The organism is Alloprevotella tannerae ATCC 51259 (assembly GCF_000159995.1).
GTDB classification, from domain to species: Bacteria; Bacteroidota; Bacteroidia; order Bacteroidales; family Bacteroidaceae; genus Alloprevotella; species Alloprevotella tannerae.
In genome coordinates, this window is sequence record NZ_GG700642.1 from 1,293,742 (window position 1) to 1,306,363 (window position 12,622).

General features: G+C 53.4%; 8 protein-coding genes and 1 rRNA gene (1 of these 9 cut by a window edge). 5 read left to right on the plus strand and 4 right to left on the minus strand.

The features are described 5' to 3' along the window. Positions 1-1,326, minus strand: a 16S ribosomal RNA gene (locus GCWU000325_RS05475) (it extends 204 nt beyond the left edge of the window). Between the two features lie 801 nt (positions 1,327-2,127). On the opposite strand from GCWU000325_RS05475, the gene GCWU000325_RS05480 reads away from it, so the two are divergent. Beyond that, positions 2,128-4,578: a glycoside hydrolase family 2 TIM barrel-domain containing protein gene (locus GCWU000325_RS05480; RefSeq protein ID WP_040599371.1), complete on the plus strand. Its 2,451-nt coding sequence runs from the start codon at positions 2,128-2,130 to the stop codon at positions 4,576-4,578. A gap of 592 nt (positions 4,579-5,170) precedes the next feature. Here the strand turns inward: GCWU000325_RS05480 and tpx are convergent. Genes tpx through GCWU000325_RS05500 form a run of 3 tightly spaced genes read right to left on the minus strand, consistent with a single transcriptional unit; the run spans position 5,171 to position 7,487 of the window. Beyond that, on the minus strand, positions 5,171-5,668 hold the full coding sequence (gene tpx / locus GCWU000325_RS05490) for a thiol peroxidase (RefSeq protein ID WP_006255234.1): 498 nt from the start codon (positions 5,666-5,668) through the stop codon (positions 5,171-5,173). A 10-nt stretch (positions 5,669-5,678) separates the two neighbouring features. Continuing rightward, a complete protein-coding gene (locus GCWU000325_RS05495; RefSeq protein WP_040598969.1) occupies positions 5,679-6,218 on the minus strand; it encodes an NUDIX domain-containing protein in 540 nt (179 codons plus the stop codon). A gap of 15 nt (positions 6,219-6,233) precedes the next feature. Then, entirely contained in the window at positions 6,234-7,487 is a 1,254-nt protein-coding gene (locus tag GCWU000325_RS05500; RefSeq protein ID WP_006255236.1) for a M16 family metallopeptidase, read from the minus strand. 441 nt (positions 7,488-7,928) lie between these two features. On the opposite strand from GCWU000325_RS05500, the gene dut reads away from it, so the two are divergent. Genes dut through GCWU000325_RS05525 form a run of 4 tightly spaced genes read left to right on the plus strand, consistent with a single transcriptional unit; the run spans position 7,929 to position 12,611 of the window. After that, positions 7,929-8,360, plus strand: a complete 432-nt coding sequence (gene dut, locus GCWU000325_RS05510; RefSeq protein ID WP_040599373.1) for a dUTP diphosphatase — start codon at positions 7,929-7,931, stop codon at positions 8,358-8,360. Between the two features lie 9 nt (positions 8,361-8,369). Continuing rightward, entirely contained in the window at positions 8,370-10,163 is a 1,794-nt protein-coding gene (locus GCWU000325_RS05515; RefSeq protein WP_006255239.1) for a tetratricopeptide repeat protein, read from the plus strand. 52 nt (positions 10,164-10,215) lie between these two features. Continuing rightward, a complete protein-coding gene (locus tag GCWU000325_RS05520) occupies positions 10,216-11,052 on the plus strand; it encodes a DUF4292 domain-containing protein (protein ID WP_006255240.1) in 837 nt (278 codons plus the stop codon). 50 nt (positions 11,053-11,102) lie between these two features. Further along, the gene (locus GCWU000325_RS05525; RefSeq protein ID WP_006255241.1) at positions 11,103-12,611 is read left to right on the plus strand and encodes a murein hydrolase activator EnvC family protein; all 1,509 of its coding nucleotides are present in this window, start codon (positions 11,103-11,105) and stop codon (positions 12,609-12,611) included. The last annotated feature ends 11 nt before the right edge of the window (positions 12,612-12,622 follow it).

Sequence of the window (12,622 nt, forward strand, 5' to 3'; positions counted from 1 at the left end):
GTGGAGTCGGGTTGCAGACTCCAGTCCGAACTGAGGCCGGGTTTTGGGATCAGCATCCTGTCGCCAGGTAGCTTCCTGCTGCTCCGACCATTGTAACACGTGTGTAGCCCCGGACGTAAGGGCCGTGCTGATTTGACGTCATCCCCACCTTCCTCCGCCTTGCGGCGGCAGTATCCACGGAGTTCCCGGCATTACCCGATGGCAAACGTAGAAAAGGGTTGCGCTCGTTATGGCACTTAAGCCGACACCTCACGGCACGAGCTGACGACAACCATGCAGCACCTCCAAAAGTGTCCGAAGAAAAAGCGCATCTCTGCACTCCGCACTCTTGGTTCAAGCCCGGGTAAGGTTCCTCGCGTATCATCGAATTAAACCACATGTTCCTCCGCTTGTGCGGGCCCCCGTCAATTCCTTTGAGTTTCACCGTTGCCGGCGTACTCCCCAGGTGGAATACTTAACGCTTTCGCTGGACAACTCGACCTAAACGGCCGAACTGCGAGTATTCATCGTTTACCGTGCGGACTACCAGGGTATCTAATCCTGTTCGATACCCGCACCTTCGAGCCTCAGCGTCAGTTACGCTCCGGATGGCTGCCTTCGCGATCGGAGTTCTTCAGGATATCTAAGCATTTCACCGCTACACCCTGAATTCCGCCATCCCTGTGCGTACTCAAGAAATATAGTTTCAACTGCATAACAGAGTTGGGCTCTGATATTTAACAGCTGACTTATACTCCCGCCTGCGCTCCCTTTAAACCCAATAATTCCGGATAACGCCCGGACCTTCCGTATTACCGCGGCTGCTGGCACGGAATTAGCCGGTCCTTTTTCTTCAGCTACCTGCAATGACACCACACGTGGTGCACTTTATTCACTGATAAAAGCGGTTTACGACCACAAGGGCCTTCATCCCGCACGCTACTTGGCTGGTTCAGGCTCTCGCCCATTGACCAATATTCCTCACTGCTGCCTCCCGTAGGAGTTTGGACCGTATCTCAGTTCCAATGTGGGGGACCTTCCTCTCAGAACCCCTACCCATCGAAGGATTGGTGGGCCGTTACCCCGCCAACGTCCTAATGGGACGCACCGCCATCCATCACCGCCCGAAGGCTTTACTCAATCATACATGCATACAACTGAGACCATCAGTATTAATCTTGCTTTCGCAAGCCTATCCCTGTGTGATGGGCAGGTTCGGTACGCGTTACTCACCCGTGCGCCGGTCGCCGGCATACTTAGCAAGCTAAGCATCCGCTGCCCCACGACTTGCATGTGTTAAGCCTGTAGCCAGCGTTCATCCTGAGCCAGGATCAAACTCTACATTGTATATCTCATTTTTTCTTTTTCTGATTCAACGAGTTGAATGTAAAAAAGGAATTTGACGATTCTTGTACTTCTCTTTTACAAGAAAACATACTGCTTACCGAATAACAATCCGTAAAACGCCGAAGCATCCTCGGATTGAAACTCTTTCTGCTTCTTCTGCATAAAAGTCTATGGAATTCTTTCAAAGATCGCTTTCTTGATGCTAAACCTAACGCCTCGGCGCTGGAAAGCGAGTGCAAAAGTAGAACAAAATCCCATTACAACCAAACACACAACAAACTTTTTTACGCAAAAACGAAAATAATTTCGGAGATGGCAAGGTTTGACATGCGGAAATGGCAGAACACAAGGAAAACAGCCGAAAATTGAGATAAAAAAGGGGCAAAAAAAGTGCGCAAGCAGAGGTTTCTAAGACGCAAAATCTGTTGCCGACTCCCAAAGATAGGTATGTGCCGACTCAAAATCCGCCCGCAGCGAGCAGAAATGGAAAAGATATTCCCCAAGTTGCGCCCGAACGCTGCAACCAAGCCATTCCTGCCGCCAAAAACAGCGCCGCCACTCCCTCGAATCAAGATGCCCTATATATATAATGTGTAGGAGCGGCAGCAGTCAACGCCAATTATTGCCTCTCGCCTGCTTTTCAGTCCGCAAAAATTGAAGCCGCTTTACGAGAAACTCTATCAGCGGCAGGTTTTAACGGAGGATAAGCAGAGAAATAAGCCAGAAAAGTCTACTTTTGCAGATATTCGAGGGCACAGATCGCAATCGGCGCGCCCGGCAATTGGTTTGACGTATTTGATTATGCAACACGAAATGAAAAGACTTTTAGTATTGATGGCATTCGCCGCGGTGTGTGCGGTAAGTTTTGCGCAGCGCACGGAGCGCCTTTTACGCGATTGGCACTTTAGCCAAGGTGCGTCGGAGGCAGTCAATTCCGAAACCGGCTGGCGCCCCGTGAGGGTGCCCCACGATTGGGCCATCACCGGCCCGTTTAGTCGCGACAACGATTTGCAACGCGTGCAGGTGACGCAGAACAACGAAACGACGGCCTCGGAAAAGACCGGCAGAACAGGCGGCTTGCCCTACGAAGGCGTGGGCTGGTATCGAACGACCTTTGACGCCGATACCGCGGGCACGACGACCTTAGTTTTTGACGGAGCTATGAGTGAGGCGCGCGTCTATTTGAACGGCGAAGAAATCTGCTTTTGGCCCTACGGCTACAATTCTTTTTATTGCGACGCTACGCCCTATCTGCGCGGCAATGAAAGGGGAAACCGACTGGTTGTAAGGCTTGAAAATCGACCGCAAAGCAGTCGATGGTATTGCGGTGCAGGTCTTTATCGGAATGTGCACCTCATTCATACGAACAAGATACACGTCCCTGTTTGGGGGACGCAAATCTTGACGCCGCAGGTCAGCGACACTTTAGCCTCTGTCGAACTGCACACGACGATCGCAGGCGCCGGCGATCGGGAGTTAACGCTCTGCACGGACATCATCAACGCAGCGGGGCAAATCGTAGCAGCCAAGAGCAACACGCGCCGTGTGCGAGAGGGCGAAGCCTTCACGCAGCATTTCCTGATTCACCAACCGCAACTCTGGTCGCCCGAAAATCCTTCACTCTATCGTGCGGTGACGAAAATCTACAGCGCCGGCGGCCGATTGGAAGATACTTACGAGACGCGCTTCGGCGTTCGCAGCATAGCATTCGTTGCCGACGAAGGCTTCTTCCTCAACGGCAAACGCCGGAAGTTTAAGGGCGTCTGCAACCATCACGACCTCGGCCCATTGGGTGCGGCGGTCAACAAGTCAGCGTTGCGCCACCAACTGCTTATGCTGAAAGATATGGGCTGCGATGCCGTTCGCACGTCCCACAATATGCCTGCGCCCGAACTCGTTGCGCTTTGCGATTCATTGGGTTTGATGATGATGATCGAGCCGTTTGATGAGTGGGACGTAGCAAAATGTCTCAACGGCTACCATCGCTATTTTGCCGAATGGAGCGCTAAAGATATGCGAAATATGTTGCGTCATTATCGCAACAATCCCAGCGTCATTATGTGGAGCATTGGCAACGAAGTGCCTTCACAACATTCGCCCGTGGGCTACAAGGTTGCAAAATATTTGCAGGATATATGTCACGAAGAGGACCCCACGCGGCCCGTCACCTGCGGTATGGATCAGATCGACCCTGTCCTCAACAACGGGTTCGCAGCTTTGCTTGACATCCCGGGCTTCAACTACCGCGCCCACCGCTATGTGGAAGCCTACGAGCGCCTCCCGCAATGCTTATTGCTGGGCACGGAAACAGCCTCTACCGTCAGTTCGCGCGGCGTCTACCATTGGCCGGTCGAGCGCAAGGCCGACGTCGTAGCCAAGGATCATCAGAGTTCGTCGTATGATGTAGAGGTCTGCAACTGGTCCAACACGCCCGACGAAGACTTTGCTTTGGCCGACGATCACCCGTGGACTTTAGGGCAATTCGTATGGACGGGTTTCGACTACTTAGGTGAGCCTACGCCTTACGATACTGACGCTTGGCCCAACCACAGCAGTCTCTTCGGCATCATAGATCTGGCCTCGCTGCCCAAAGATCGCTACTACCTCTACCGCAGTCAGTGGAAGGAAGGCGAAAAGACGCTGCACATCCTGCCCCATTGGACTTGGCCGGAGCGCGAAGGCCAAATCACGCCGGTATTTGTATATACCGATGCACCCGGCGCCGAACTCTTCTTAAACGGGAAGAGCCTGGGGCGCAGAATGAAGAACGACAGCACGACGATGCACCGCTACCGACTGATGTGGAACAACGTTGTGTACGAGCCGGGCGAACTACGCGTCGTGGCTTACGACAAAGCGGGCCACAAGTATGCCGAGGCGAGCGTCCGCACGGCAGGGAAACCTGACCACTTAGTATTAAAGGCCCACTACGAGCCCTCACTCGTAGCCGACGGCGACGCGCTGAGTTACGTCACGGTGAGTTTGGTCGACAAAGATGGCAACCTCTGTCCGCAGGACGGGCGCGAAGTAAAATTCAGCGTAAGCGGCGCCGGCCGATTTGAGGCTGCTGCCAACGGCGACCCCACTTGCTTAGACAGCTTCCAACGCCCGCAAATGCACCTCTTCAGCGGTATGTGTACAGCTATTGTTCGGGCCGGAGAAAAGGCGGGCACGCTACGCCTAAAAGCCACGGCAGCGGGCGTAAAAGGCGCTTCGCTCGACATTCCGGTCTTACCCGCAAAGCGGCAGTAGCTCTATGGCTTTTTAAGCGCTATTTTTAGGCGAAAAAAGATAAGGTTTCCCGAACCAATCAGTAGGTTTCGGGAAACTTTCTTTTTGGAACAGAACGACTTCATAGCAAGCGACAGCCACCTTCGATTCGTTTCATATCGATTCGCGCGAAATATTCCATACGACAGTCAAGCGCCGGCAAGGCGACCCTATAAAAAGTGTGCATAAAGCCTTACATTTTTATATCCGGCAAACTGATTTACAATGGTTTGCAACGCAGTTTGAAGCCTCTTAATCCAACTAACAACCTTTCTCATCACGAGCGTAAGTACTTTTTATCACGAGCGCAAACCTTTTTTCTCGTGAGCGTAAGCCTTTTTCATCGTGAGCGCAAAGGGCATAATCGGGAAGTGATTCGCGCAAAGCAGGGCTATGTAGCTCAGAAAGCGGACGATCGGGGCAATGCAAGGCCTTTGCCGCGCAACAGAAACAAAGGGGAGGGATGCAACTAAAAGCGTTAGATGGCCGGTGGCCCGCTTCAATTGGGTAAAAACGAAAGATGCGAGCACTCCTTTGGAAAAGGAATGCTCGCATCTGAAAACTTACGGCCTACTTACTTTAATGCCGCTAAAGCAGCGTCGTAGTTGGGCTCCTCAGTTATTTCCGGAACAAGTTGCTCGTAAATGATTTTGCCCTCTTCATCGATCACAATGACAGCGCGCGCCAATAGTCCTTTGAGCGGACCTTCAGCTATTTCAAGCCCATAGCGCTCCGGGAAGTGATGGCAGTGAAATACGCTCACGGGAATCACATTTGTCAAACCTTCAGTCGTACAAAAACGCGTCTGCGCAAAAGGAAGGTCCTTGCTCACGCACAGTACTACTGTATTTTCCAACTCGGATGCAACCTTATTGAAATGGCGGACAGAGGCCGCACACACCTCTGTATCAAGGCTGGGAAAAATATTCAAAACTACGCGTTTGCCGCGCAATTCAGGCAGCTTTAATTTAGTCAAATCGCCACGTACACCGCAAAACTTCGGTGCTTCTGCGCCCACTTCGGGCATTTCGCCTGTCAATGCTACAGGCGTTCCTTGCAAAGTTACTTCCATCTTTATTTGTTTATTGATTAGAGTGATACATTTTCAACCATTTATTCACGCCTTCCCTTATGGAGGGCAGGCCAAAATCGGCCGGACACACTGCGCAAACAGGCACCCAGAGGAGTTCGGCCGCATCGTCGGCAGGCGAAAGGCGCGCCACATCGCGCAAGGTGCAACGAAAGAAGAAATCCGTCGTATGTACGATAAAATTAGAGAACTCATACATATTGGGCAACGAAAAGAGATAGTCGACTTTCAAGCATTCTCCGCTCGTCTCCTCTCTTACTTCGCGCTGAATGCCCGCTTCGGCCGTTTCTCCCGGATTAACGAAGCCGCCCGGCAAGTCCAAAGTGCCCGCCGCCGGGGGCAAGGCACGCCTCACGGCGAGCAACTCCTCGCGTTCGTTGAGGATAATCGCCGCCGTAGCACAAGCTGCGTTGGCGTAATAGGTAAATCCGCAATCGGCGCAGCGCTTTGCGCGCTCGTCGTGCACCTCAAACTGCGGCGAACCGCAACAAGGGCAATGCAAAAAGCGCGCCAAGGGGTGATTTTTCGTCATTTATTGACCTCTTGTTTAGTTGTAAATCAGCGTAGTCAAGCGATCCTCATTCAGAAGTTCGCTCGCCAAACTGCAAAGTTCATCAGCCGTGACGTCGCGCACGTGCTCCAATTTTCGCCGTATGCTATACACGCGCTCATAATGGGCAAAAGCTTTGCCGAGGGCCAGCGCATAACTCTCCGCATTGCTACATGCGATGCCCGTCTGCCCACAATATTGCTTCTTAGCGGCAGCTAATTGAGTCGGCGAAAGCGGATGTTCGGCCATTCTGCGCAGTTCGCTCACCACAAGGCGACGGCAGCGACTAACATCGGCTTCATCGCAACCAAAATAAACCTGCCAAACGCCCGTATCAGGATATGCGTAATACGTAGCGTCGACGGAGTAGACCAAACCGGCCTTCTCGCGCAGCCTGACATTGAGGCGGGCATTCATACCCGGGCCACCGAGGATGTTGGTTAAGAGACTGAGCGCATGGCGCCGCGGATCTCCGCCGGCTAAAGCGCGCGCACCGATCAGCACATGGGCTTGATGCGTCTGCATTTTAAGCTTTCGCACCTCCGGAACATAAGCGGGCAAAGTCTGATCCACAACGGGCGCTGCCACTGATGGGAGATCGGCGGTCAAGCGCTCGAGCGTGCGGACCACGCGTTTGAAATCAATCTGCCCATAGACGTAAAAGACGGCATTTTGCGGCACATACCAGCGGCGAGCGTGGCGCAAGGCATCCGCCGTGCGATAGGCGTGCAAGCGCTCCTTGCTGCCCAGAATGTCGCGCCCGAGTCCGTGGCCGCGAAAGAGCATGGCCTCAAACTCATCAAAGATCAAGTCGCCCGGCTGATCGCGGTAACTGTCGATTTCGTCGCACACCACTTCCACTTCGCGGTCCATCTCTTTCTGCGGATAGGCACTGCGGAAGACGATGTCAGTCAGCAGGTCGGCCGCGCGGGTGAAATCTTCGCGCAAAACAATAGCCGTAAAAGCTGTTTCTTGCTTATTGGTGAAGGCATTCAAGTCGCCACCTACGCGCTCCAAGCCGTTGGTGATCTGCCAAGAGCGCCGGCGGGCTGTACCCTTGAACGAGAGGTGCTCCAGAAAGTGGGCCAAGCCGGAATCGGCATCTTCCTCGTGACGCGTTCCGGCTTTGACGATGTAACCACAATAGAGCACATCGGCCGTTCGCTCCTCGCAAACGATGCGCAAGCCGTTGGGTAAAGTAAATGTATATTGTCGCGCACCGATCGCGCTTTGCTGCTCTTCTTTCTTCATTCTGCTTCGAAAAGATCTCTCTCGCCTCGCCCGCAGCCGATAGTTGTCGTTTAGTAAGTCGGATTTGCTGATCCGAACCGGCGAACTATACATTATATATATTGTACGTGCGGCCGGCGAAACGCGTGAAAAATCCGCGCAAAGATAAACAAAAGGTATGCATTTCGCGTCCATTTTCCTGCAAGTTTGCACTTTCTTGTCGGAAATCAAGAGACGCCGGCCGGCTTTCTGTTACTTTCAATCCGAAAGTGCGACCTGAGGGCTGCATTCGTTTGCACCAAAGGCTCAAAAGCGGCAACTCGGAGGAAGAAATGTGGCGCATTGCTCTTTTTTAGGAGGTAAGGAGGAGAAAATCATTGGAAATTATGTAATTTTGAAGCCTCAATGCAAGGTAAAACAAGAGAACGGCGCGCTGCCGCTCTCGTTTCTTTGTACAAAAATATGGAGATAAAGATCATCAATAAGTCACCTTATGAGCTCCCGGCCTACGAAACGCCGCTGAGCGCCGGACTCGATTTACGCGCCAACCTATCTGCGCCGCTGACATTGCAACCGATGGAGCGCAAACTCATCCCTACGGGACTGTTTATCGCGCTGCCGGCGGGCTTTGAAGCGCAGGTAAGGCCGCGATCCGGACTGGCGCTGAAGAAAGGCGTGACCGTACTCAACGCGCCCGGTACCATCGACGCGGATTATCGGGGAGAAATCGGCGTAATCTTGATAAACTTGTCGCAGGAGGCTTTCGTCGTCAACGGCGGCGACCGTATAGCGCAGTTAATCGTGGCGCGTCACGAGCAAATCGTTTGGCGTCCTGTGGAAAGTCTTGATGAAACGGAACGCGGAGCGGGAGGTTTCGGGCACACAGGCCATTAAAATTGGCGTATGAAGCAGATTCCGGTCCTTTTTTCCTTGTTCGTATTCACGCTGGTAGCCACTTTGGCGGCGGGGTGTGCATCCTCGCGGCGCGTCAACGCGCCGCAGGCCGACGCTGTCCCGACACCCCCTACACGCAACTTGACTTGGGAGGAGCGGTTTCATTATAACGAACGCTTCCTCGAAAGCGAGTGCCAAAAACTCAAGGGCAATTACGATGCACAAATAGCTTTGCTCGAAGCAGCTTTGGAAATAAATCCCGACGGACCGGAAGCGCTGGCCGATTTAGCAATTGCAAAATACGCGACATTAGGCTCGGCAGATTCGATCACAAGCGCAGAAATCGATTCGCTTTTACGACGCGCCATAAAGTTGGACCCCGGCAACCTGAATTACCGCGAAGTGCGCGTCGACATTTTAGCCCGCAACGAGAAATACAAGGAAGCCATTGAGGAACTTGAGATTTTGGCCGCGAAAAAACCGACTACGGACGTGCTTTCCTCGCTGGCAGATCTCTACCGTGTGGCCGGAGACGCGCAGAGCGCCATCCGGACGATCAACAGACTGATCACCATCGACGGATTAAAGGAAGAATACGCTTTAGCTAAGTTCCAAAGCTACATAGAACTTAAAGATGACGGACGAGCGTACAAAGCGCTCGAAGACTTATGCGCCAATTATCCCAACGAACTGAAGTATCGCGTCCTACTCGGTGATATGTTCTTGCAAAATAACCATCCCGATCAAGCCCTACGCGTTTACCGAGACGTTTTAACGTCAGAGCCGCAAAACGCCTTTGCGCGCATTTCGATGCTGGCTTATTACAATCGGACGAAACAAGACTCTCTTTACAAAGATTACGTAAAGCAAATCGTTTTAGACTCAATGGCGGCGTCCGATGTCAAGGCTGAAGCGATGCGGGGATACGCTTTTGACAGACGCAATGAGGGCGACAGCCTACAAGTGCTTACCCTCTTTCACCAAGCCTTGCAACATCCGCAAGCAGATCGCAGTATGGCCGAACTCTGTGCCGCTTATATGGAGACGCTGCGGCTTCCTGAAGCCACCAGAGTGCCTATCTACAAGAAGATCTTAGAGATTGAGCCCGACTACCTCCGAGCGCGCCTGCAATTGCTCAACATTGCGATCCGCGAAGTCAATCTTGAGCAGATCATTCATCTGTGTCGCGAAGGCTTAGCGTACAATCCCGGGCACCTATCCTTCTATTATTTTTTAGGCGTGACGCTTTCTCAGAAGGGCGACGACGCGGCGGCGATCCGCATCTTACAGGATGGCGTAAAGCAGATCACGATTTATTCCAACTCCGATGAGGTTACCGAGATTTATGGCGCACTTGGCGACCTACTACATCAGGCCGGCGACAAAGCGGGAGCTTTTTCCGCCTACCAAAAGGCTATCGAAGCCAACCCCGAAAACTATCCCTGCCTCAACAACTACGCATATTTCCTCTGCCAAGCGGGCGAACGCATTCCCGAAGCTGTGGCCATGAGCAAGCGAACGGTTGATGCAGAAGCCGACAACGCCACATATTTAGACACTTACGCCTATGCGCTCTTGTGCGACAAGCAATATGAGCAGGCCCTCATCTACATCGAAGAAGCCTTGCGCCGCACGCCCGAAAAGGATCTCGATTATACGCTTTTGTTGCACGCAGGCGACATCCATTTCCGCCTGAAGCAGAAGCGCGCAGCCCTTGAAACCTGGCGCAAAGCAGCGAAATTTGCCAAGACCAAGGCGCAACAGAAGCAGATCAAGCAGCGCATCCGTCGTCGGCGCATTTAATATTGTATCCGCGGCGCGCATTTTTACAAACACACATCACAAAACGAAACATATGAAATACTTCCTCCTCACCACCTTGATCTCCCTCGCCTTCCTGACGAGTTGCCGCACGTTGCAGAATACCCAAAAGCCATCTGCCGGCGCCGCACATCAATCGCAGGAGCAGCAATATAAAGCAGCCGTAGTCGCCAAAGCACAGACCGCCCAATGCGTTACGGCTAAGATCAATATGGATGTAGACGCCGACGGCAAGCAAATCTCCTGCGGCGGCTCACTCAAAATGAAGCGGGACGACGTTATCCAACTCTCCCTCACCTTCCTCGGCTTTGAAGTTGGCCGTTTGGAGTTCACACCTAAAGATGTCCTCGTCGTAGATCGCATCCATAAGCAATACAGTCGCGCCTCCTATGGCGAAGTCGACTTCCTCCGGCAAGCGGATTTAGATTTCTACACCCTGCAATCACTCTTTTGGAACGAAATCTTCACCCCCGGAAGCCGCGATGTACGCTCGCAGCTCAACCGCTTTCGCTTGGCGGCGAGCGGAGACCACACTTCGCTCCTCCTGACGGATGCACCGAAGCTCAACTACCAATTTCTCACACGCACGAGTTCAGCCCTGCTCGACCGCGTCACGGTCGACGGCAAGTCTACCGCAGATCAAGGGCAATTTGTTTGGAAATACGACAATTTTACGACGCTTAGCGGCAAACCTTTCCCCGCTTTGATGGAAGTCAGCATCAACGGAATGGGCAAAAAGGCAGGCTTTACGCTCGCTCTCTCGCGCCTCAACAACGACAGCGGCTGGCCTACGCGCACAACCGTCTCCACAAAATATACGCAGATCAAAGCTACAAGCTTGCTGGATAAGTTAGCCGGAATGGCACAATAATATATAAGGCGACCGACTCCCATCGGCGACCGGCGCTAATCAACTCCCGTATGAAACGAACGCTTATTTTACTCATCCTCACCTGTTTAGGATTCAGCCTCGCCTCTGCACAGACGAAGCAGATCAAGCGCCTGCAAAACCAGAAAGCAGCCTTGCAGAAGGAGCTATCAGCTTCGCAGAAGTTACTCACGACGACAAAGCGCGATGTCAAGTCGCAGCTCAACAACCTCGCCGTACTCAATAACCAGATCGGGGAGCAGAAAAAGTATGTCGATGGTATTCAGAGCGAAGTGCTTGTTTTGAGCAACAATCTCTCCGTCTTGGAGCGCCAACTGCAAGCTTTGGAGGCCGACTTAGCCCTCTGCAAAAAGCGCTACGAACACGGCGTGATCTACTTCTTCAACCACCGGATGTCGCTCAACAAATGGCTGTTCGTCTTGAAGGCAAAAGATTTTCGCGAGATGAGTCGCCGCCTCCGCTATGTCTCGGAATATACGCGCTATCAGCAAATGCAGGCGAAGATCATCAAAGAAAAGGAAGCCGCGGTACAGCAAAAGAAAAACGAGATATTGGGCGTAAAGGCCACTAAGGACAAACTCCTCGTCGAGGGGCAACAACAACAGCGTCAGCTCAACGAGAAACACGTGAAGCAGAAGCAGGTTGTCGACGACCTGAATAAGAAGCAGCGCCAACTACAAGCCACTATCGCGCAGCAACAGCGCAAATATGCCAACTTAAACGCTCGCATCGACCAACTGATCCGCGCAGAAATAGCCAAAGCCGAGGCGCGGCGAAAGGCGGAAGCCGCACGCAAGGCCGCCGAAGCCAAGCGCCGGGCGCAGGAAGCCGCAGCGCGTAAGGCCGCAGCAGAGAAAGCCGCACGCCAGCGCGCAGCAGCCGAGAAAGCGCGTCTGGCTAAAATAGCCGCACAAAAGGCGGCCGCAGCCGAACGGGCGGCGAAGCAAAAAGCAGCGCAGGCCCGCACCGCAGCAGCCAAGGCCGAAGCTCGACGGGCGCAAGAAGCGGCCCGCCGGCAGCAGCAAGCGGCGGCCAGACAACAGCAGCAGGCAGCAGCCGAAGCGCGCAACGCAGCGCGGACGCCTGCCGCACCAGTCTTCAGAGCTGAATCAGCGGCCGACAACGCCTTGAGCGGTGGCTTCGCAGCCAACCGCGGACGTCTGCCCGTCCCGATTACGGGCTCTTATGCCATCACGGCGCACTACGGCACTTACAATGTGGCCGGCTTGCGCGGCGTGCAACTCAGCAACAAGGGCATTAACCTCACCGGGCGTCCGGGCGCGCAAGCGCGGGCCGTATATAGCGGCGAAGTAACGGCCGTTTTCAATATGAACGGATTGTATAACGTCATCGTTCGCCACGGTTCTTATATGAGCGTCTACTGTAATCTGTCGAGCGTCAGCGTACATCGCGGCCAGCAAGTCGGAACGCGCCAGACGCTGGGTAGCGTTGCGGGCGACGGCACGGGCAATTGCACGCTCCATTTCCAATTGCGACGCGAAACGTCTCCACTTAATCCAGAGGCTTGGATCGGCCGATAAAGGCCGCCCTC

What these genes read in the sequence shown, in the direction of transcription:
- GCWU000325_RS05480 (WP_040599371.1), top strand. Translation starts at nt 2,128, where the DNA reads ATGCAACACGAAATGAAAAGACTTTTAGTATTGATGGCATTCGCCGCG.
- tpx (WP_006255234.1), bottom strand. Translation starts at nt 5,668, where the DNA reads ATGGAAGTAACTTTGCAAGGAACGCCTGTAGCATTGACAGGCGAAATG.
- GCWU000325_RS05495 (WP_040598969.1), bottom strand. Translation starts at nt 6,218, where the DNA reads ATGACGAAAAATCACCCCTTGGCGCGCTTTTTGCATTGCCCTTGTTGC.
- GCWU000325_RS05500 (WP_006255236.1), bottom strand. Translation starts at nt 7,487, where the DNA reads ATGAAGAAAGAAGAGCAGCAAAGCGCGATCGGTGCGCGACAATATACA.
- dut (WP_040599373.1), top strand. Translation starts at nt 7,929, where the DNA reads ATGGAGATAAAGATCATCAATAAGTCACCTTATGAGCTCCCGGCCTAC.
- GCWU000325_RS05515 (WP_006255239.1), top strand. Translation starts at nt 8,370, where the DNA reads ATGAAGCAGATTCCGGTCCTTTTTTCCTTGTTCGTATTCACGCTGGTA.
- GCWU000325_RS05520 (WP_006255240.1), top strand. Translation starts at nt 10,216, where the DNA reads ATGAAATACTTCCTCCTCACCACCTTGATCTCCCTCGCCTTCCTGACG.
- GCWU000325_RS05525 (WP_006255241.1), top strand. Translation starts at nt 11,103, where the DNA reads ATGAAACGAACGCTTATTTTACTCATCCTCACCTGTTTAGGATTCAGC.